Source organism: Bacillus sp. NTK071 (assembly GCF_017303315.1).
Taxonomy (GTDB): Bacteria; Bacillota; Bacilli; order Bacillales; family Guptibacillaceae; genus Guptibacillus.
Map to the genome: position 1 here is coordinate 95,667 of NZ_JAFKOI010000011.1, position 21,368 is coordinate 117,034.

Sequence of the window (21,368 nt, forward strand, 5' to 3'; positions counted from 1 at the left end):
ATGGAAGTTTCACTCAATATTTCTATTTGATATTAGAGATCGCATTCATATAAACTAAGAAGCAGTAAGCATAAACAGGTAAGGTTTGTCAGGAGCGAATAGATGGAAAATCAAACGAGTTATACTTATGACGTTATCCAAGTATGTCTGTTAGCTGGCAAAGTAATGTTGCAGAATGGAGGAGAAACGTATCGAGTGGAGGATACGATGACGAGGATTGCGGACGCTTGTGGAGCTACCAATTCGAATAGTTATGTAACTCCAACCGGCATTTTTTTCTCGCTAGAAGGGCCAGAACCTGCAAAGACACAGCTTATACGCATATCAGAACGGACAACAGATCTGGATAAAGTGACAAAAGTTAATAGTATTTCAAGAAAAATTAGTAGTGGTGATCTTTCAATTAAGGATGCTCATATTGAGCTTGATCGTCTAGATAAAATGACAGAACGATATACATTCTCGAAGCAGCTTATTGCTGCTGCGATAGCTAGCGGTTGTTTCCTCATCATGTTTCAAGGGTCATGGAATGATTTTATTCCAGCAGTGCTAGCTGGCGGTGGAGGCTTTTTCAGTGTGAATTTCTTTAATCGACTCGTACCGATTAAGTTCTTCTCTGAATTTCTTGCATCATTTGTCATTGGAATACTAGCAGTTTTCTTTGTTTCTACAGGTTTAGGTGAACAACTTGATAAAATTATTATCGGCTCTGTTATGCCGCTTGTACCAGGCTTATTGATTACAAATGCAGTTCGAGATCTAATGGCTGGTCATTTGATATCAGGCCTCTCGAAAGGAGCAGAGGCATTTTTAACTGCTTTTGCAATCGGAGCTGGTATTGCTATTGTTGTATCATTTTTGTAGAAAGGAAGATAAGAAATGGCGATCATCGCTCAAGTTATTACAAGTTTCATTGCTAGTGCAGCATTTGGGTTAATGTTTAATGCACCCAAATCTTCTCTTATCAAGGGTGGATTTGTAGGGATGTGTGGATGGATGATTTACTATTGTATGGAAGCTTCAGGCATTGATCCGGTTGTATCAACCGTTACTGCGTCATTTTTTATAGCAGTCATTAGTCAAGTATTCGCTAAAATGTACCGTACCCCGGTCATTATATTTAGTGTAGCTGGCATTATTCCGCTAGTTCCTGGAGGGCTTGCATATGATGCAATGAGAAATTTTGTGCAAAATGATTACAATAGTGCTATTAATCTTGCTGCAAGAGCATTTATGATATCCGGTTCTATTGCAGTTGGCTTAGTGTTCTCGGAAGTCATCAATCAAATTATTCGTCATTCCACTTTGACTAGAAGACAGAAGCAGTGAGAATGTAGGTCTAAGTCCTTTTGCAAATGTCCCTATTTCTATGATAACTTTTAAATGGATCACTGTGTCGAACGGTGTCATATAATGTTTGTGTCTGGGGAGGAACAACGATGAAAACCTATCCCTATCTTGGGTTGTTAACGATTCGACTAATAGTAGGAATGCTTTTTTTCGCTCATGGTTTTTTCAAATTCTCAGAAGGCATTGCCAATACGGTTGCGTTTTTTGAAACGATCGGTTTGTCTGGATTTTTGGCATATGTGGTTGGATTGATTGAGTTAGTAGGTGGTATTCTCATGATTTTGGGTTTAGGGACACGAATTGTGAGCGTTTTTTTCTCTTCAATACTAATTGGAGCGCTTATCTTGGTGAAGCGTGCAACAGGTATGCTAGGAGGGTATGAACTTGATATTGCTCTATTAGCAATGTCTTTGTCCCTTTTCTTAAGTGGGGGTGGTCCATATAGTCTTCAGCACTACATGATTAAAAAAGGATGGACGTTGAAGCTCCACCAAAACACCGCAATGAAAGATAAATAAGGAAGTGAATGAATGGCTAAGAAGAAATTAAAGAGAAGTGTTAAATGGTTAATACTACTCATTGGGTTCATTATTCCTCTAATCATTCTCTTTCTACTCAATCAATCTTCTGATATCAACGAGTCTATGATGGAGAATCAGCCGTACTTAGGTGACGTTATAGCACCTGTTGAGATTATTGAGTTTGGTGATTATAAGTGTCCTTCTTGTAAATCTTTTAATCAATCTTTCTTCCCTCTTATTCAGGAGAAGCTAATTGCTACAGGTAAAGTTAAATTCTACTTCATCAATTATCCTTTTATTAACGTGGATTCAAAGCGTACCGCTGAATTTGCTGAAGTTGTGTACGAAGAGCTTGGTAATGATGTTTTCTGGCAGTTTCATCATGTACTTTATGAACAACAGCCCAAGAACTCAGAACAGAAGAATGTTTTTACTATAGCTTTTTTGAAAGAAACACTTGGTGGTCTAGTGAGCGAAGAGGAGACCATACAAGTGATGAAGGCTTATGAAAAAGGTCTGGGAGAAAAAGCAGTTAAATCAGACCTCGCTTATGCTGATAAGTTCGGCGTAACTTCAACACCTTCTATATATGTCGATGGCAAACGTTTTGAAGGTAGCACGATATCAGATTTAGAAAAAATGGTTGAAGAATCTACAGATGAATGACGAAGGGCACCTATGTAGGTGTCTTTTTTACTGTTTAAATAAACGTTTGTTTAAGTCATCTCCTCTTAAACAAACGTTTATTTAACTGCTAATATTTCTCTATAAAACTTAATTCTACTATTTTTTCTTTGTTGGTTAAGAACAGGGGGAAGTGTGGTATATGTATGGAAGGATAATTAATCTTAGAAGAGGAGATAGGCCATGTGGATTAGACACAATTTCTTTAAATATATAACTGCTATTATTTTGGTTCTTATTTGTTTTTTCTTTTTGACAGAGCTTAATCTATTGAAACCGGTCAGAATCATAATTGGGACTTTATTTTATCCAGTATTAATAGCTGGATTCTTGTATTATGCGATTAAGCCGCTTGTAAAGCTTGTGAAAAGACTCCCTTATGTAACAGATATTGTTGCAATTATACTTGTATTTGCTAGTATTGCTGGGATACTATATGGGGGTTTTACGTTTCTCGCAAATCCAATTCAGAAGCAAGTATCTGAGATCTCAAAACAGCTACCCGAGAAATTGAAAGCATCGGCTGACGAAGCTGAAAAAGCGATTGAAAAGAATGACATGGGCATGCTTTCAATGGAGAACATTAGACAAAAAGCAACCGGCTACCTTGGCGATTTAACACAGAACCTAGGTGACCATATTACACAGGTCGTTGGTGCCATAACAAGTGCTACAACGGTTCTCGTCATCGTGCCTTTTGTTCTATTCTATTTCCTTAAAGATGATTACAAACTTAGACCGTTCTTATTAAACTTTATTCCTACGAACCATAAAGATGAGGGGAAGAAGATATTGCACAATATCAATCAAACCCTTTCTGCCTATATCATTGGTCAAATTATTGTTGCTATTGTGGATGGGAGCCTTATGTATATTGGTTATTTGATTATCGGGCTGCCTTATGCGTTGATCCTAGGGCTATTCGTAACCGTTACGGCAGTAGTGCCGTTCTTTGGACCAATTATTGGGGTCATTCCTGCTCTTGTTGTTGCTCTGACACAGGATCCAATTATGGCATTCTATGTTCTTATTATTATGGTTGTCGTGCAACAGCTTGAAGGTAATCTTGTTGCACCTGTTGTATTAGGAAGTCGACTTAACATTCATCCATTAACAATCATTTTGCTACTGATTGTAGCTGCAGCACTTTATGGATTCATCGGGATGTTGATTGCGATTCCATTGTATTCAGTAGTTAAGGTAACGATTAAAAATATCTATAAATTTTATAAGCTTCGCCATTCTCATGTACAATACGAATAAACAATCCCCCTGGTTTCTAACCAGGGGGATTGTTTATTGTAATTAAAGGTAGATGCTAGCAAGGCGTTCATAGGATTTTCTCCGTTCTTCAAAACTGTGTACATTCGTAAGAACCAAGAATTCTTTGGTTTGATAGCGCATTGAAAGTTCGTCTAATTGTTGTTTGACTGTTCTTTGTGAGCCGATAACCATTCGTCTTCTGTTATTCCGTATACGTTCTAAATCTGTTTTGGTATAGGAGTGATTTTTGGCTTCTTCTACTGAAGGAACTCGACTGTCGAGACCTTTCTCAACCCTAAGAAGCCAAAGGTCCTGACTTAGCGCAAGCTCCTCAGCATGATCATCTGTTTCACCACATATTACAAATATCGCAATAATTGCTTGAGGGTTGGGATGATAATAAGTGGATTGAAACTTTTCATAGTAGGTGTTTAACGTATTCTTACCTCGAGTAGGCTTAATGAAATGCCCGAACACATACCCGATTCCAAGCTCACCAGCTTGCTCTGCACTATTTTCACCCATACCTAATAGCCAAAGTGCCGGAGGGGTTTCTGTAGAAGGCGCCGCTTTTATTCCATTATAGGCATGTCCACGTGGCAGGGAATCTGTTAGATAATGAGATAGCTCTCTTAATTGGCGTGGGAACTCGTTTAGACTTTTATTGATTCCATCTGTAAGGGCGAGTCTTGTTTTAGCTGTTCCACCTGGAGAACGACCTACGCCAAGATCGATCCGATTAGGATGAAGTGCTTCAAGCTGACGAAAATTTTCTGCAACTTTAAAAGGGCTATATTGCGGGAGCAGTACGCCTCCTGAACCTACCTTAATACGAGAGGTTGAAGCAGCTATGTGTGCCATCATGATTTCTGGAGCAGTGCTTGCAAGACCCTTTGTGCTATGATGTTCAGCAAACCAATAGCGATGGTAGCCAAGCTGTTCAGCTAGAAGTGCCAATTCACGCGTTTGTTCTAGTGCCGTATATGAATTAGTTCCTTTTGGTATTGGTACTTGATCAAGAATGCTTAATGTTATCAATACGATGGCAACTCCCTTTTCTAATTTCTAATTGTTAGTATAAGCTTCTAGTGTCTATCCTAACGCGGGCCGAATAGACGCGGGTAGTATTTTGCTTCATTCCAATCTTGAACAATATGTGAAATAGTGAGCAAAGTTCTTGCGGAGTAATGGAGCATCGCATATACTAAGAATATGGAAATTGTGAAACACATCACATTATCAATGATTAATATGTGAAATATTTCACAATTAAATTAGGAGGAATGAGTAATGAAAGTAGCAGTTGTAGGTTGTACTCATGCTGGAACAGCAGCAGTATCTAATATAGCAAATCTTCACCCAGAAGCGGATATTACTGTTTACGAACGAAATGATAATGTTTCTTTTCTATCATGCGGCATTGCCCTTTACGTTGGAGGGGTCGTGAAAGATCCCCAGGGTCTTTTCTATTCCTCTCCTGAGAAGTTAGAAGAGATGGGCATTACGATGAAGATGAGACATGAAGTGCTTGATATTGATACAGACAAACGTCGTATTCGAGTGAAAGATTTAGAGACAAATGAAGAACTTAATGACACTTACGATAAGCTTGTAATGGCTACTGGTTCATGGCCGATTGTCCCTCCAATTGAAGGTATTAAGCTTAACAATATACTTTTATCTAAGAACTATAATCAAGCAAATACAATTATTGAGCGAGCAAAAGGCGCAAAGCGAGTAACTGTTATAGGAGCAGGTTACATTGGGGTAGAATTAGTTGAAGCTTTTCAGAAATATGGTAAAGAAGTAACGTTAATAGATGGTGAGGATCGTATTTTAAGTAAATATCTAGATCCTGAATTTACAGAGATTATTGAAGAAGACTTTAGGAATCGAGGTATCAGGCTCGCACTGAATGAAACAGTAACACGTTTTGAAGGAGAGACAAACGTATCAAAAGTTATCACTTCCAAAGGAGAATATGAATCAGATCTTGTTATTCTTTGTGTAGGTTTTCGTCCAAATACTGAACTTGTTAAAGGTCAGGTCGATATGTTACCAAATGGGGCAATTATTGTGGACGATTATATGAGAACGAGCAAAAAAGATATTTATGCTGCAGGTGATAGTTGTGCGATCCGCTACAACCCAACTGGTGAGCATGCCTATATTCCGCTTGCTACAAATGCTGTACGTATGGGAACGCTTGTAGGACGTAATATTATTAAACCGACGACTAAATATATGGGTACACAAGGGACATCAGGATTGCACCTATTTGATCTTAGTATGGCTTCTACAGGCTTAACTGAAAAAGCCGCATTTTCTTTGGGGATGAATGTGAAAAAAATCACAATAGAGGAAAATAACAGGCCTGAATTTATGCCAGACTTTGAAGTGATTACGCTCAAGGTAGTTTATGAAGAAGAAAGTCGTAGAATTCTAGGTGCACAGGTCATCTCTAAAGCAGATGTAACACAATCAATTAATACACTGTCAGTCTGTATCCAAAACAACATGACTGTAGATGAGTTAGGTTTCATTGATTTCTTCTTCCAACCTCACTTTAATAAGCCATGGAACTTTCTTAACCAGGCAGGTCTACAAGCCATTTAGTAGAATCTAATCCGCTAGCATATGTGCTGGCGGATTTCTTATAGTGAGCAGTACTTGCATACGTCAATTGTGACAGACATAATGAAGGGGACAATGTATGTAGGAGAGATGGCTTGTGGTAAGAGATAAAAATACCTTGGGGGAATCATTATAATGACACGAGTGTACCTTATAAGACACGGTGAGAGTGAGTGGAACGCTGCAGGAGATCTTTACTGTGGAAGGACCGATATAGGTCTATCGTCAATTGGCCGTAAGCAGGCAGAAGATGCTGGAATGTTTCTAAAAAGTGTTCGATTCGATTTCGCATATGCTTCGCCATTAATTCGAGCGCGTGATACAGCTCAGATTATTCTAGGAGATACTGGGCTCCCTATTCAAACTGATGAAAGAATCTATGAAGGTGACTTTGGAGAGTGGGAAGGAAGATCAAAGAAGGAGTTTATTGCGCAGGATCCTGAATCATGGGAGAACTGGATGGCAAACCCGTGGGAGGCGAGAGCAGGTAGAACAGGTGAAACGGCACGTGAAATGTATGAGCGAGCGTCCTCCTTTTTTAAAGAAATAGGAGAAAAACATCCTGACGATACAGTTTTAGTTGTCGCACATAACAATACGATTCGATTCTTTCTTGCAGGTATACTTGGAATGCCTTTTTCAAACTACCGCAAGATTTTTCAGGATAATACGGGTATTAATATCCTTGACGTTACTGACGAATCGATCTTGATTAGGAGTTTGAATATCAACACACACCTCCGTTAAATAAAATGAAAAACGATGCACCCGCGGGTGCATCGTTTTTTAGGTGGTGAAATCATTATATGTCTTTTTTACAACGCTACTTAGAGCAATTAAGGCTATGACGTTAGGTAATACCATAAAGGCGTTAAAAGTATCGGCTAGCTGCCAAACAAATGGAACGTTTAGAACTGTACCACCAATAATGAAGAGAAGAACAGCTGCACGATAATAAGGAACACCTTTTTCACCAAATAAATAGTTTACGTTTGTTTCACCGAAATAAGCCCAACCAAGTATTGTTGTGAAACTAAAGAACAAAAGACTGAACGCAATGAAGTACACACCAAAGCTTCCTAGTCCACTCGTGAAACTAGCTTGTGTAAGTTCGATACCTGTCAGATTCGAATTCGCACCATCTGTAACAAGAATGACAAGGGCTGTCGCTGTACAGATAATTACTGTGTCAATCAGAACGCCAACCATTGCAACAAATCCTTGCTGTGCTGGATGTCTCACCTCGGCAACAGCATGTGCATGTGGAGTAGACCCCATGCCTGCTTCATTTGAGAATAATCCTCTTGCAACACCGTAGCGAATTGCTTCCTTAATTGAAGCACCTAGTAACCCGCCCCCAGCAGATTCAGGGGTGAAAGCTGATTCAACAATAAGGGAAAGTGCAGGTAGCACCTGATCATATTGAAGAATAAGGATGATAAATGCCCCGACAATATATAGAAGTGCCATTACAGGCACAACGTTACCCGCAAATTTGGCAATTCGATTAATGCCGCCAAACAAAATTAAACTGATCAGAAACGCTACTGCAATTCCAATTACTAATGGTGGAATTTGAAATGCAGTATTAAAGGCTTCTGCAATTGAATTTGATTGGACCATGTTGCCTACAAATCCAAGAGCAGCAATAATGGCAACTGCGAAAAAGGCGGCCATTTTTTTACTACCAAGACCGTCACGGATGTAATAAGCGGGACCACCTTTTACTATTCCATTTTCTTTCACACGATATTTCTGAGCAAGGACGGCTTCAGCAAAAATCGTGGCCATTCCAAGGAATGAAGAAATCCACATCCAGAAGATGGCTCCAGGACCCCCAGCAGCGATGGCAGTAGCAACACCTGCTAAATTTCCTGTTCCTACTTGCGCTGCAATGGCTGTAGAAAGTGCTTGATAAGACGAAATACCGTCCTGCTTCTTTTTAGAGAAAAGAGGACCGAATGTTTGGCGAAAACCTTCTTTTAATCCTGATAACTGGATGAAACCAAGACGAATGGTGAAAAAGAACCCGGTTCCAAGAAGAAGAGTAATCATGATTGGTCCCCATAGAATGGCATTAATTGCTTCAATTACTTGCACTATTGTCAACTCGCTCTCAAGAAAAATAAGATTCTCCAATGATAGCTCATTATTCCACCATACTTCAACCCATTAAATCGCTATGGTAAGCATTTCCTTAGTAATTGGTTTGAGATTGAAGTTGTTTTCTAATCCGCTTTTGTTTTTGTACCCATTGATAGAAGAACAGAATACCAATCACGAAGATCGAAAGACTCATATACAAATTGGCGTAACCCATCGTTGTAACAATAAGTCCAAGTACATAAGACCCGGTAGCAATTCCTGTATCGAAAAAAGTGAAAAACGTAGCTGTTGCATGAGCACTTCGTGATTCCGGTGCAGCCTGAATGGCTAAAGTTTGAAAACTGGGTACGATTGAGCCATATCCTAACCCAATGAAAGCTCCAGCCAGAAGGAGCATCCATGCAACGTTAGTGAAGCTTAGTGTCATAAGACCAATCGCAAATAAAACAAATGCGGGCAGGATGACAGTGTTTGGACCTCTTGTATCAAAGAGTCGTCCAGTAAATGGCCTTGAAACGAGCATAGCGACTGCGAATACTGCGAAAAAGAAACCTGCTGCATCAAGTAGATCGAGTGATTTAGCGTATAGCGAAATAAATGAAATGACGCTGGCATAGGAGAACGCGACAAAAAGTCCAACGATTGCGATGGGAAACGACTTTTTCTCAAACAAATCTTCAAACGTAAGCTTTGAGATTTTAACTGGATCAGTATTTTCAATGGTTTTAACCCCAATTGTACATAGAACTCCAACAATCATAATACCGCTCAGAATAAGGAAGATCGTTACATAAGATACGAATTGAAGAAGAGTAAGAGCGATAAACGGCCCTGTCACGACTGCTAAATTCATAGACATCGCAAAGTATCCGAGGCCCTCCCCTCGACGTTCTTTAGGGATAGAGTCGGCAGCTATAGCCCCTGCAGCTGTTGTTACAATACTAAACCATACGCCGTGGAAAAAGCGAAGGAGCAATAAAGCAATATAGTGGTCGATTAGTGGATAGAGAAATGATGTGACTGCGAAAAAAGTTGCGCTCGTCACAAGCATGTTCTTTTTGCCAAAACGATCAATTAATCTACCAGAAAAAGGTCGAACAATAATAGCGGAAAGCAAGAAGATCGTAATAATTAATCCCGCTTGTGATTCACTTCCTCCAATTGCATCTGTTACATAAATTGGGAGCAATGTTAAGAGTGCATAGAAAACAATGAATACAAATAAATTACTAACGAATATATTGATGAAGCTTTTCGTCCAAATTGGGCGTTTACTAGACATTAGCTTCAACCCCTTTGTAACCGATTTTCTTTAAGAGAATATGAAACTGTTGTATTTCATCAGAATCCAAATCTTTAAGAAGCGATTGCTCAATTTGCTGAATAGACTGTTTGATTTCTGGTAATAGGAGCGCCGCATTGTCAGTTAACTGAACGATTCGTTCACGCTTATCTTTTCCCTCTACTCGAACAATCCAATTATTTTTTTCCATTCGGACAAGCGTTCGTGTCGTCGTTGGTGCCTCAACATTTAAATACTGCCAGATTTCAGTCTGTTTCATTGGACCGAATTGATCTAAGCAATAGAGGATCGACCATTGAGAACTATAGAGATTATAATCCTTTAATTTCTCATTCATTTCTTTTGTAATATAGCGAACTTGTTGGTGAAGTGTGTGAAAGATGGTATTTGTAGAAAGCATATTCTCCTCCATTCAAAAGTTTACCTAGGTAAATAAAATCATAAAGAACAGTCTACAGGCGAATGGAAAGAATGTAAAGAAGAAGGTATTTCATAACTTTTGTGACTTTCTACACCGTAAGAAAGGTTTGTGAAGTTAGTGCCACTTCTATATACCTGTTTACTAGATTAACTGGAAAAACTTACACAATAAATCTTGTATAGGACATTAATCTAAATTATGATGAATGTATTTAGTGATTCGACAAAATTCACTCTTTGCATTAAGAGGGAGGCTTTTAATTGGAAAAATACAGGAAGAAATTCGTTTCGAATATGAAAGATAAATTCGAGGAAATCAAAGCTAGAAACGAAAGCATATCAGAGAAAGAATTATATCAATTCTTACATACGTTTAAAGGAACTGCTGGAACGGTGGGATATGGATCAGCTGCTGAAAAGGCGGAAGCTCTACTTACTCATTTTGAATTGGAGAGTGAGCGTTCTTTCAGCAATGAAGAAACAATCAAACTTCTAGAAGATGTTATGGATGAAATTCTCGAGCAAGCAGCATTACAACATGATGAAAATAAAAAGTCTGAAGTAAAAAGAATGATTATGTTAATACATCCCAATCCAATGAACTTAATTGAGATGAAAGCAAGTCTTGAAAAAGAAGGTTATCTCGTGTTTGCAGCCATGGATCTCTCAAAAGCTCACACAGCCTTGTACGACATGCATCCTGATTGCATCATAGTAGATTTTCAATTGGTAGAGACAGATGAATTTGGAATTGCAAAAGAAATGAGAGAGAAGGCAGAATTGCAATTCATTCCGTTAATCCTCACAGATTCTGAGAGCTCAATATCAAATCGAATAGAAGGCTATAATTTTGGTGCAGATGATTTTCTCGGTCAGGACGTATCAATAGAAGAGTACTTATTACGAGTGAATCATAAAATTAAGAAACGTAAAACAGTCGTTCATTCTGTATTAACAGATGAACTGACTGGGGCGTACAATCGAAAGTTTCTTGAAACACAATTGAACTATATGCGCTATGACCTTGTACGAAATGGGGATAAAGCTTCTCTTGTTATGTTTGATATCGACCATTTTAAATCCATCAACGATCGTTTTGGTCACTTGATTGGAGATCAGGTACTGAAAAAACTCTCCCATTACATTATGAATGAGAAGAGACGAACAGATACACTTATTCGCTATGGTGGCGAAGAATTTGTCCTTATTCTACCGGACACAACTGCTACTCAGGCAGAGAAGTTTCTTAGTCGTCTTCTTAGTGGGTTTCGATCCAAAACGTTTCGTGTTAAAGAGGAGACCTTTTCAGTTACATTCTCTGGAGGAGTGGTAGATATTGATTCCGTATCCTCCAATAAAGAACTTCTAAATCAAGCAGATGAAGCATTGTATCGTGCTAAAGCGAATGGTCGAAATCAAGTCGTTATTTATGAAAGTAATCTTGTAGATTCGAAGCCAATGAAAACGATTCGTATTGCTGTTGTAGATGATGATGAAATTATGAGGACATTATTGACATCTCAACTTCAGCAGTTTCAGTCTGACGGTAATTATGAAATCGAGGTTAGAAGTTATCGAGAAGGTGAGAGTTTCTTTGAAGATAGCTGGCATCAAGGGAATTCTTCATGCCTTGTATTACTAGATGGCATTATGCCTCGTATGGATGGTATTGAAGTACTTCGCAAACTACGTAATGAAAGCAGTAGCCGCTATACGGTCATGATGCTTACTGGGCGGAAATCCGAGAAAGATATTGTTAAAGCTTTGGAGTTAGGTGCCGATGATTATATTACGAAGCCTTTTAGTATGGTGGAACTTGAAGCGAGAATTCGAAGGCTTATACAGAAAATGATGTAAGAGAAAGAGTGAGTCAGCTATATGAATGGGGTATTTATAACCTTACAAGTTTCACTATTGCTTTTTATAGTGTTGAATGTGCTTTTTATTTTTCTTGTTGTCCGAAAGTTTTATGCTAATAAATTTGAAAGGGAAAAGGAGCATTGGAAGCAATACTATCTTAAGCAAATTGATTCAACCATTCGAGGGAAAGAGGATCTTTTAATTCCAAATAAATCATCCATGATTACCGCATTTGAAGAAGTACTTTCAAGATATTATTCATTGATGAAAGGAGATACTGACACAGCAAATAGGATTGAGAATTTAGCTGAACAGGTTCTTCATAATGATTATAAAAAAAGACTCAAACATGGAAGATGGAGTATTAGAATGAATACCCTTCATCGAATTGAGAAATTTCGAATGGTTTCGCTAATAGAAGACTGCATCGCTATTTACAATGAGAAACGCACTAGTGAGTTAGAATCTCTACAAATATTAAGAATTCTTGCCAATCTTCAAGATGATCGAGTGTATTTCATTCTATTAAAAGAAGAAAGAGAGTTTCCTAGCTTTTATTACTTGGATCTATTTATGAGATTAGATGAGCGTTTATTTAATAAGTTCACGGATATCATTGAAGATTTTCCGCTAACAATTCAATTTTCTTTAATTGAAGCAATGGGTGATCGAGGTGACTATACATACCTTCCAACTATCGAATCCTATTTACTGTCTGAGAATGCAGAATTAAGAATCAGAGCATTAAAATCACTTGTTAAGGTTGGCTATTTAAAAGATGTTGAGAAAATAAAACCTTCTCTTCATGCGGAAACGTGGCAAGAAAGAATGATGGCTGCAAGGCTAATCAAACGTCTGAGAGATAAGCGGTTTATTGAAGATTTGTTGATCCTCCTTACTGATGAAAACTGGTGGGTCAGAACGACTGCAGCAGAGTCTATTATTGCTCAGCAAAACGGTGTGGAAATTTTAGAAGATGTTGCTCAGACACATGTTGATCGTTTTGCCAGAGATATAGCCACCGAATGGCTTCTTAGGAAGGGGAAAAAGAGTGTCTTTCGCTAATATTTTTTCAACACTACTTGTTGTTTTTACAATTTTTGTAGCGATTTATATGGTTGGGATCATCGTATTTTATTTCATATTGTTTATTATTTCGGCTCTACAACTTCGTAGAGAGTATGATTTGGATCAATTTGAACCCTATGAAGAAATGGCACAGTCTTCTCTAACGAGGCCAGTATCAATTCTTGTACCGGCTTATAACGAGGAAGCTGGTATCGTTCCCAGCGTTCGTTCGCTGCTCAGCATTAATTATCCGGAATTTGAAGTGATTGTGATTAACGACGGTTCAAAAGATAATACATTAAAGGAAACGATAGCAAACTTCGAAATGGTTAAGGTAGAGAAGACGATTCGAAAGCAAGTAAGTTCTAATGAGATTATACAGATCTATCAATCGACTATCTATGAGAATTTATATGTGGTCGACAAACTAAATGGTGGAAAAGCAGATGCTCTTAATGCAGGCATTAACGTCGCTCAATATCCTTATTTCTGTTCATTAGATGGCGACTCGATTATTGAACGTGATGCATTTTCTAAAGTTATGAAGCCCATCATTGATTCTAAAGAAGATATTGTAGCGGTAGGTGGAAGTGTCAGGATAGCAAATGGTTGTACAATTGAACGTGGAGAAGTGATGAAGGTAGAACTTGCTAAAAGTCCTTTTGTCATTATGCAGGTAATTGAATATTTTAGAGCTTTCCTAATGGGGAGAATTGGTCTATCACGACACAACCTTCTATTAATTATTTCTGGTGCCTTTGGCGTATTTCATCGGGAGAGCGTTGTCAGAGTAAACGGTTACCGAACAAATACAGTAGGAGAGGATATGGATCTTGTCGTCCGGCTACATAAATTAATCAAAGAAGAGAAGTCTGGGAAAAGAATTGTCTATGTACCTGACCCAGTTTGTTGGACGGAAGCTCCTGAGTCTCCCAAAATTCTAAGAAGACAACGAAGCCGTTGGCATAGAGGTTTATTCGAGAGTCTTTGGCATAATAGGGAGATGCTGTTCAATCCGAAGTATGGTCTTGTTGGTATGATATCGATGCCATATTTCTTCATTGTAGAATTCCTAGGTCCTGTTATCGAATTGATTGGATATATCATCATGATTTTATCTCCATTTGTTGGTGGAATTTATACTTCGTTCGCACTTCTATTGTTTATGTTAGCGATTATCTATGGCTCACTTCTTTCGATGAGCGCAGTGCTTCTGGAAGAATGGAGCTTAAGACGTTATCCGAAAGTAATTGACCTTGTAAGGTTGTATGTCTACTCGCTTTCCGAAGCTTTTTGGTTTAGACCATTAACAGTTTTTTGGCGAGTTGAGGGAATTATCCAGCTTATTAAAGGAAACAACAGCTGGGGAGAAATGAGTAGAAAAGGAGTTTCTAAATAAGTGCGTAGATGGATAAATCGTTCAACTAGTATTGGTTTCGCTGCAGGCTTAATTGTTCTTGTATTGATTTTATGTTTACCAATCATCGTATGGAGCTTTCAGGAAGAAAAAACGAGTAATGTTTTTATCATTGATAAAACGGTTCCAGACCACACGTACCGCGAGCACAAAGGTTTGACATGGATCCTTAATTATAAGAAGTGGGTAAGAGAAGACGGTTCTTCTTATTCACCAAAAGATGATTACGCAGGGTTCCATCCCGGGACAGGAAAAAGCTATGACATTACAAAATTCCCAGAATCATTAGTAGGGAAGGACTTAATTTATTTAGCAGATTCTTATGGTGTATATGAGGAAGACTTCTATGGTTCAAATTCTGACGGAGACCGTTCAGCTCTCATTTACGGTGGAATGAAAGAAGAAGAAGTTAGTGTCATTTCAGAGGCTGTTCAAAAAGGTTCAACGTTTATAGCTGAATTTAATGCTTTCGGTAGTCCGACAGAGAATGGAGCAAGAGAGGATCTTTCTTCTCTTTTGAATCTTGAATGGTCAGGTTGGATTGGTCGGTATTTTGAAGACCTATCACAAGGTGGAGAAGTTCCTGCTTGGGCAATTAGCAACTATGAAAAACAAAATGAAAAAAAGTGGGACTTCACTAAAGCGGGTCTCATTTTTGTGAATGAAGATGATTCAATTATTGTTGTTGAAGAAGAGGACATCGGAGAAGATACTGTGCAATTTACTTTCAATGAAGAAGGGAAAACATTGCTTCAGAAATCCAATGTTAAAGGATCGATGTCCTATCACTATTGGTTCGATATTGTTGAACCATTGAACAGTGAAGAAGTGCTTGCTAATTATACTCTTGATGTAAACAAGGAAACAAAACAAAGGCTAGAAGAAAAGGGCATTCCTCTTACTTTTCCAGCTGTCGTTCATCATAATCAAACTTATTACTTTGCAGGAGACTACGCTGATCGTGAATCTGAATTTGATTTCTACCAATATAAAGGGCTTCCTACAATCAATCGTCTGCTCATGACAGGAGATAATGAAACGCTCGAAGCTTTTTATTGGAAAATGTATATGCCTTTGATGGAAGCGATTCTCCGTAACGTTAAATCTCCTGAAGAGCAACAACCAAAACCAACTATTGAAGTTCATTCAGTAGAAGGAGTGCAGGTTGCTGGGCAGGTTGGGGAAGATAAACTTCAAGTGTATAAAGACGGAAAATGGGAGGATCTTTTAATTAAAGGAGTGAATATGGGAATTGCGAAGCCAGGTTACTTTCCTGGGGAGACGTCGATTACAAAATCTGAGTATTTAAGATGGTTTGAACAAATTGGCGAGTTAAATGCGAATGCAATTCGAATCTATACCATTCACCCCCCAGCCTTCTATGAAGCTTTACTAGAATATAACAGTAAAGCAGAAGAACCGCTTTATCTCTTCCATGGGGTTTGGGTAGAAGAGGAACCATTGATTACATCAGAAGATGCTTTCGAAGAGAAAAACACTGAATTACTAGATAAAGCCATTAAAGACACAGTAGATCTCATTCATGGAAATGCAACGATAAAGGAAAAACCTGGACATGCTAGCGGACGTTATACAGCAGACGTTTCTCCATATGTAATTGGCTGGGTACTTGGTATTGAGTGGGATCCAAAAGTAGTCGTTTCGACAAACGAGAAACATGAAGGGCTGACTCAATATAAAGGGAACTATTTAAATACGAATGGTGCGAGTCCCTTTGAAATTTGGGTAGCAGAAATGATGGACAATACGGTCAGTTATGAAATGGACCAGTATAACTGGCAAAGGCCAGTCAGCTTCACAAACTGGGTTACAACGGACTTACTGGAACATCCGGCAGAGCCTTCGAAAGAGGAAGACCTTGTTTCTGTTGATCCAAATGTCATTGAACTGAATGACAAGTATTACGCTGGTCAATTTGCTTCATATCATATTTACCCTTACTATCCTGATTTCCTGAACTATGAAGAAGAGTATGTGAACTATATAGATAAAACAGGGGAGAAGAACAATTACGCTGGCTATCTCAATGCGCTTAGAAAGGTCCATACGATGCCCGTTCTTGTTGCTGAGTTCGGTGTTCCAGCTTCAAGAGGGATGACGCATAGGAACGTCTACGGAATGAACCAGGGAGGTAACTCTGAAGTAGAGCAGGGACGTACAAACGCAAAACTATTTGAAAACATTGTCTCAGAGGATTATGCAGGTGGTCTTGTGTTCTCCTGGCAAGATGAATGGTTTAAGCGAACCTGGAATACGATGGATTACGATAATTCCGATCGACGTCCATTTTGGTCAAACGATCAAACGAATGAGCAGCAGTTTGGTTTGTTAAGTTTTGATCCAGGTAAGGAGCTTACGATTAAAGTTGATGGAAATGTAGAGGATTGGGAAGAGGCTGAAATTGAGCCACTGTATCAGTCAGGCAGTGATGAGAACTTTAAGAGTTTATCAATGACAAGTGATGAGAAATATATCTACTTCCGTTTAGATTACAAGAATATGTCAAAAAAACGTTTGGAAAAAGATAAAACAATGTTGCTCTTTGATACGATTAGCGGTCAGGGAAGTAAGGAATTGTCTAAAGACCCTGAATTAAAAACATCTTCGGGTATTGATTTTATTTTGAACCTTGCAGGAGAGAATCAATCAAGGCTGACGGTGCAAAGTCACTATGATTCGTATTATTACCAGTACGGTGAAGATCTTGAATTAATCACTAAACAGGAGTATGCCAAAGAAAAGGATAATGATATCTTCCATCCAATTCGTTTGGCGCTCAATAAAGAATTAACAATCCCGAGTCAGGATAAGACGCTTCCTTTTGATTTCTACGAAACAGGTCTTCTAACTTATGGTAACGCTAATCCAGAGAGTGAAGAGTATAATTCTCTATCTGACTTTATCGTCAAGGATAACTCGATTGAAATCAGACTTCCATGGGCACTTTTCAATGTGAAGGATCCGAGCACCAAAGAAATAATGGGCGATATGTGGAAGAAAGGAATAAAGGCATCTAAGAAAGTAGAAGGATTTAAAGTAGCGGTCGTCATGTATGAAGGAGATATTGAACCATCAGACATAACCATTACATCAATTAGTGAAACAGCTCCAGAAATGAAAAACAACCTTCTTCCTGTGAGTCAGTTCTACAAATTTGATTGGGAAAAATGGATTGAACCAGATTACCACGAGAGATTAAAACAATCTTACTATATTATGCAAGACGAGTTTGGTCGATATAAGTAGTAGAGGGGTAATCCCCTCTACGATTGTTACTATTAGGCTGTTCTAGTCTTACAGCAACAGATTCTACAGTAAACAGCTTACTATTATAAGAAATGGGTGAACAGCATGGCTCCTAAACTATTAGTTGCAGATGATGAAGAAATTCTACGTATGTTAATCGTAGATACGCTAGAAGATGATGGGTACGAGATTGACGAAGCGTCTGATGGTGGGGAAGCTTACAACCTTATTCAATCAAACGATTATGATCTTGTTCTCCTTGATTATATGATGCCTGAAATGACGGGGCTTGAAGTAATTAAGAAGATTCGCGATGAGGGGAAAGAAGAGGTTAAAATCATGATGTTAACCGCAAAGGCACAAAAGAAAGATGAGGAAGTTGCACGACAAGCTGGTGCTAACTATTTTATTTCTAAACCCTTCAGTCCGGTCGAGCTTGCTGAAGTAGTCGAGGTCATTCTTAGTGAATAGACGATGGAAAACTAGTTTATCAAGGCAATTTATATGGTTTATGAGTGGCTTCCTTGTCCTGATCCTTCTATCAGCAATAGCATTAGGAGTGTATAGTCAGTCGATTGAGCAAAAATACCGAACAAAAGTAAATCAACTCAGGACCGAGCAACAATATGCAGTTCAGCTTGAGGATAGTCTAAATCACATGTTTTTTGAAGCAAGAGGCTACTTAGCATTTCGTTTAGAATCCCCTTTTTTGAATGAGTATCGTAAAGAACAGCAAACCATTGATCAAAAAATCGATGATCTTGATGAGCGGATTAAGAACAGTGATCAGAGTGCTTTCATTGAAGATTTAAGAAATTACTTAATTAGATATGATGCGTTATTTAATCAAGCCATAACATATGTTGAGAATGATAATACGAGTGGACTTAGAGGTCTTTCCCAAGCTGGCGGTGGAAGCGACCTTGTGTACACGATGCAAGATCGTATGAGAGAACTTGTTACGTCAATTGAGGATGAAATCTATGCCACAGAAGAAGAGCTTATAGAACGTTTGTCGAATATCCAGTTTCTCTTTGTTGTTTTTGTCATTTTCCTATTACTAGTTGCAACCGTTTTAGCTGGAATTATGGCACGAAGAATCGGAAAGCCTTTGCAAGAATTGGCTGTTGCTTCAAGTCAGGTATCTTCAGGAGAAAGCGTAGAAATGCCTCATGTTCGAAGAGCAGATGAGCTTGGAGAACTAGCTAGAGCTTTTAATTTAATGGTTACCAACATACAGCAAAATGAGAGAGCGCTAATCACAACAAACGAAGCACTAGTCAAGCAAAGTGATGAACTGAAAAGTAGTAAAGGTGAACTTGAACAAAATGTGCGAGAAATGAATGTACAAAAGCTTGTTCTTGAACATCGTAATGAGTTAAATCGTTCACTGGCATCTACTTTGAATAAAAATGAGCTACTTCAAAGTATTATTACCAATATGATTCGTATCCTTAATTCTGACAAAGGGTTAATTGTGATGCTGAATCAAAGCAGGGACTATGCTTCGCTTGGAATTAGTCAGGATAAAGTACATCAATGGATTGATCGCATGATGGATGGTCCGGCAGTTAAAGTGATCGAGCAGAAAAGATACCATATTGTAAGAAGGACTATGACTGAAGGTGAACAGGGCTATCATGAGGGAGAAGGAAACTCTAGTGATCTTTATCTTCCAATTCTTTCGGATGATTCAGTTGTTGCTATCCTAAGTATTACGCGTATCGGGAAGGATTTCATCGACCGTGAATTACAAGAATTATCTGGACTGTCTCGTCAAATCTCTCTTGCACTTGATAAATTAAGATTATATGAAACAACTGAAAACGAGCGAATGGTAAATATGGAAATATTGAATACCATTCGAGAAGGCATTCAACTTGTTGACAGAGAAGGTACCACTCGTGCAGTGAATGATCAAATGTGTACGATGATCGATGCTTGCATTCCTGACGGTGTTCAAGTGAAACCGTATGATGAGTGGAGTACAAAGTTTCTTCAACAGGTCGATTCAGAAGATCGGGACGCCGTTCAGGAATACATTCGTGACGTAATTGCTGGAGTGAAACCAAAACATGGTGAACTTATTTATCAGACAAATGCGGAGTCGTCTTTATTTATTCAAATGTACTATGAGCACATCTATAATGCTGATAAGTTTATTGGTTCCATTTTTGTTCATAGAGATATTACCCGTGAACACCAAGTAGATGAAATGAAAAACGAGTTTGTAAGCACAGTTAGTCATGAACTTCGTACTCCGCTTTCAAGTGTGTTAGGTTTTACAGAACTAATGCTTGCGAAGGAATTAAAGCCAGAGAAGCAGAAAAAATATTTAAATACTATTTATAAAGAAGCTAAACGATTAACATCGTTAATTAATGATTTTCTAGATATACAGCGAATGGAAGCTGGTAAACAGAATTACGAGAAAGTGCACATTAATCTAAAAGAAATCGTAGAAGAAGTACTTGATAGTTATCGAGTTAATACTACGAAACATTCCTTTATCATTGAGGATTCAGCGGATAAGCACGAAGTTACAGGAGACGCTGATAAAATTAAGCAGGTATTCAATAACTTTATAAGTAATGCGGTTAAATATTCTCCACATGGCGGCTCCATTGTCATTCGATTCTATGAGAAGCATGAAGGTTTGTTTGTTGATATTAAAGATGAAGGCCTTGGAATTCCTGAGGACGCACTTTCCAAATTATTCACCAAATTTTATCGAGTTGATAATTCTGATAGACGCCAGATTGGAGGAACGGGACTTGGTCTCGCGATATCAAAAGAGATTATGGCCGCACATAAAGGAGATGTAACTGTAACTTCTGTTTTAGGCATAGGCAGTACATTTACACTTTTCTTCCCAATCGCAAGAAAAAAACCATTACTGTCTGAGAAGTCAGGTGATGAGCGAGATGCAGCTGTTCTTATTGTTGAAGACGATGATAGCTTAGCTCTTTTGCTGATGGAGGAAATTACTGAAAATGGTTGGTCCGTTCATCATTGTAGGAGCGGTGAAACAGCCATTAAACTACTTGAAACAATGAATCCACAAGGTATTGTTCTTGATATTATGTTAGATGGTAGAATGAACGGCTGGGATGTTTTGAAAGCCGTGAAAGAAAAGGAACATACGAAAGATATACCTATTTTTGTATCGACAGTAAGCGAAGAAAAACAACGAGGTTTTGATTTAGGGGCAAGTGACTATCTCATAAAGCCATATCCACCTAAAAAGTTAACGAAGTCACTTGTGAAATCACTTGCGAATAAGACGAATAATGGAAAGATTTTAGTACCTGATTACTCAATTGAGGACACAGATGAAGGCTTATCAGAATAATTAAATTAAATTAAATTAAATACAAAAGAGGCTGGGACAAAACTAAAATACATGAAGGAAATCGCGAATTTTGAATGGTAAGAGTAAGACCTTAGCGTAGCCAACATACGTAGACTCCTGCGG

17 protein-coding genes are annotated in these 21,368 nt (G+C 38.4%); 13 read left to right on the forward strand and 4 right to left on the reverse strand.

Going from position 1 to position 21,368, the window contains the following annotated elements; translation table 11 throughout:
* Positions 1-102: 102 nt before the first annotated feature.
* The 5 genes from JI666_RS15805 (at position 103) to JI666_RS15825 (ending at position 3,818) form a co-directional block, all read left to right on the forward strand.
* Positions 103-864, forward strand: a complete 762-nt coding sequence (locus JI666_RS15805) for a threonine/serine exporter family protein (protein WP_206893551.1) — start codon at positions 103-105, stop codon at positions 862-864.
* A gap of 15 nt (positions 865-879) precedes the next feature.
* Positions 880-1,329 (forward strand): threonine/serine exporter family protein, encoded by a 450-nt coding sequence (locus JI666_RS15810; RefSeq protein WP_206893552.1) that lies wholly within the window; start codon positions 880-882, stop codon positions 1,327-1,329.
* Positions 1,330-1,439: 110 nt separating this feature from the next.
* On the forward strand, positions 1,440-1,868 hold the full coding sequence (locus tag JI666_RS15815; RefSeq protein WP_206893554.1) for a DoxX family protein: 429 nt from the start codon (positions 1,440-1,442) through the stop codon (positions 1,866-1,868).
* 12 nt (positions 1,869-1,880) lie between these two features.
* Positions 1,881-2,537: a DsbA family protein gene (locus JI666_RS15820; RefSeq protein ID WP_206893556.1), complete on the forward strand. Its 657-nt coding sequence runs from the start codon at positions 1,881-1,883 to the stop codon at positions 2,535-2,537.
* 201 nt (positions 2,538-2,738) lie between these two features.
* Positions 2,739-3,818 (forward strand): AI-2E family transporter, encoded by a 1,080-nt coding sequence (locus JI666_RS15825; RefSeq protein ID WP_206893559.1) that lies wholly within the window; start codon positions 2,739-2,741, stop codon positions 3,816-3,818.
* A 42-nt stretch (positions 3,819-3,860) separates the two neighbouring features.
* On the opposite strand, the gene JI666_RS15830 is transcribed toward JI666_RS15825, so the two are convergent.
* Complete coding sequence (locus JI666_RS15830) at positions 3,861-4,856, reverse strand: LLM class flavin-dependent oxidoreductase (RefSeq protein WP_206893560.1); 996 nt, start codon at positions 4,854-4,856, stop codon at positions 3,861-3,863.
* Between the two features lie 252 nt (positions 4,857-5,108).
* Here JI666_RS15830 and JI666_RS15835 point away from each other — a divergent pair, with 252 nt between their 5' ends.
* Both JI666_RS15835 and JI666_RS15840 read left to right on the forward strand, forming a co-directional pair.
* Complete coding sequence (locus JI666_RS15835; protein ID WP_206893566.1) at positions 5,109-6,434, forward strand: FAD-dependent oxidoreductase; 1,326 nt, start codon at positions 5,109-5,111, stop codon at positions 6,432-6,434.
* 153 nt (positions 6,435-6,587) lie between these two features.
* Positions 6,588-7,199 (forward strand): histidine phosphatase family protein, encoded by a 612-nt coding sequence (locus JI666_RS15840; protein ID WP_206893569.1) that lies wholly within the window; start codon positions 6,588-6,590, stop codon positions 7,197-7,199.
* 39 nt (positions 7,200-7,238) lie between these two features.
* Here the strand turns inward: JI666_RS15840 and JI666_RS15845 are convergent, their stop codons facing one another.
* The 3 genes from JI666_RS15845 to JI666_RS15855 form a co-directional block, all read right to left on the reverse strand.
* A complete protein-coding gene (locus JI666_RS15845; protein WP_349769347.1) occupies positions 7,239-8,552 on the reverse strand; it encodes an alanine/glycine:cation symporter family protein in 1,314 nt (437 codons plus the stop codon).
* Positions 8,553-8,649: 97 nt separating this feature from the next.
* Entirely contained in the window at positions 8,650-9,840 is a 1,191-nt protein-coding gene (locus JI666_RS15850) for an MFS transporter (protein ID WP_206893571.1), read from the reverse strand.
* Positions 9,833-10,261: a MarR family winged helix-turn-helix transcriptional regulator gene (locus JI666_RS15855; RefSeq protein WP_206893573.1), complete on the reverse strand. Its 429-nt coding sequence runs from the start codon at positions 10,259-10,261 to the stop codon at positions 9,833-9,835. The genes JI666_RS15850 and JI666_RS15855 overlap by 8 nt, the downstream gene beginning before the upstream one ends.
* Before the next feature lie 281 nt (positions 10,262-10,542).
* On the opposite strand from JI666_RS15855, the gene JI666_RS15860 reads away from it, so the two are divergent.
* From JI666_RS15860 to JI666_RS15885, 6 genes are all read left to right on the forward strand, one after another.
* Positions 10,543-12,138, forward strand: coding sequence for a diguanylate cyclase (locus tag JI666_RS15860; RefSeq protein WP_206893577.1), 1,596 nt, complete (start codon positions 10,543-10,545; stop codon positions 12,136-12,138).
* A 21-nt stretch (positions 12,139-12,159) separates the two neighbouring features.
* Positions 12,160-13,206: a HEAT repeat domain-containing protein gene (locus JI666_RS15865; RefSeq protein ID WP_206893579.1), complete on the forward strand. Its 1,047-nt coding sequence runs from the start codon at positions 12,160-12,162 to the stop codon at positions 13,204-13,206.
* 49 nt (positions 13,207-13,255) lie between these two features.
* Positions 13,256-14,608, forward strand: coding sequence for a glycosyltransferase family 2 protein (locus tag JI666_RS15870; protein WP_206893596.1), 1,353 nt, complete (start codon positions 13,256-13,258; stop codon positions 14,606-14,608).
* Positions 14,609-17,893: a hypothetical protein gene (locus tag JI666_RS15875; protein WP_206893582.1), complete on the forward strand. Its 3,285-nt coding sequence runs from the start codon at positions 14,609-14,611 to the stop codon at positions 17,891-17,893.
* A gap of 105 nt (positions 17,894-17,998) precedes the next feature.
* A complete protein-coding gene (locus JI666_RS15880; RefSeq protein WP_206893583.1) occupies positions 17,999-18,364 on the forward strand; it encodes a response regulator transcription factor in 366 nt (121 codons plus the stop codon).
* The gene (locus tag JI666_RS15885; RefSeq protein WP_206893584.1) at positions 18,357-21,245 is read left to right on the forward strand and encodes an ATP-binding protein; all 2,889 of its coding nucleotides are present in this window, start codon (positions 18,357-18,359) and stop codon (positions 21,243-21,245) included. The genes JI666_RS15880 and JI666_RS15885 overlap by 8 nt, the downstream gene beginning before the upstream one ends.
* Positions 21,246-21,368: the final 123 nt, after the last annotated feature.

Bases quoted from the DNA above. Each gene is read 5' to 3' on its own strand.
- JI666_RS15805 (WP_206893551.1), top strand. From the start codon at position 103: ATGGAAAATCAAACGAGTTATACTTATGACGTTATCCAAGTATGTCTG.
- JI666_RS15810 (WP_206893552.1), top strand. From the start codon at position 880: ATGGCGATCATCGCTCAAGTTATTACAAGTTTCATTGCTAGTGCAGCA.
- JI666_RS15815 (WP_206893554.1), top strand. From the start codon at position 1,440: ATGAAAACCTATCCCTATCTTGGGTTGTTAACGATTCGACTAATAGTA.
- JI666_RS15820 (WP_206893556.1), top strand. From the start codon at position 1,881: ATGGCTAAGAAGAAATTAAAGAGAAGTGTTAAATGGTTAATACTACTC.
- JI666_RS15825 (WP_206893559.1), top strand. From the start codon at position 2,739: ATGTGGATTAGACACAATTTCTTTAAATATATAACTGCTATTATTTTG.
- JI666_RS15835 (WP_206893566.1), top strand. From the start codon at position 5,109: ATGAAAGTAGCAGTTGTAGGTTGTACTCATGCTGGAACAGCAGCAGTA.
- JI666_RS15840 (WP_206893569.1), top strand. From the start codon at position 6,588: ATGACACGAGTGTACCTTATAAGACACGGTGAGAGTGAGTGGAACGCT.
- JI666_RS15850 (WP_206893571.1), bottom strand. From the start codon at position 9,840: ATGTCTAGTAAACGCCCAATTTGGACGAAAAGCTTCATCAATATATTC.
- JI666_RS15855 (WP_206893573.1), bottom strand. From the start codon at position 10,261: ATGCTTTCTACAAATACCATCTTTCACACACTTCACCAACAAGTTCGC.
- JI666_RS15865 (WP_206893579.1), top strand. From the start codon at position 12,160: ATGAATGGGGTATTTATAACCTTACAAGTTTCACTATTGCTTTTTATA.
- JI666_RS15870 (WP_206893596.1), top strand. From the start codon at position 13,256: ATGGTTGGGATCATCGTATTTTATTTCATATTGTTTATTATTTCGGCT.
- JI666_RS15880 (WP_206893583.1), top strand. From the start codon at position 17,999: ATGGCTCCTAAACTATTAGTTGCAGATGATGAAGAAATTCTACGTATG.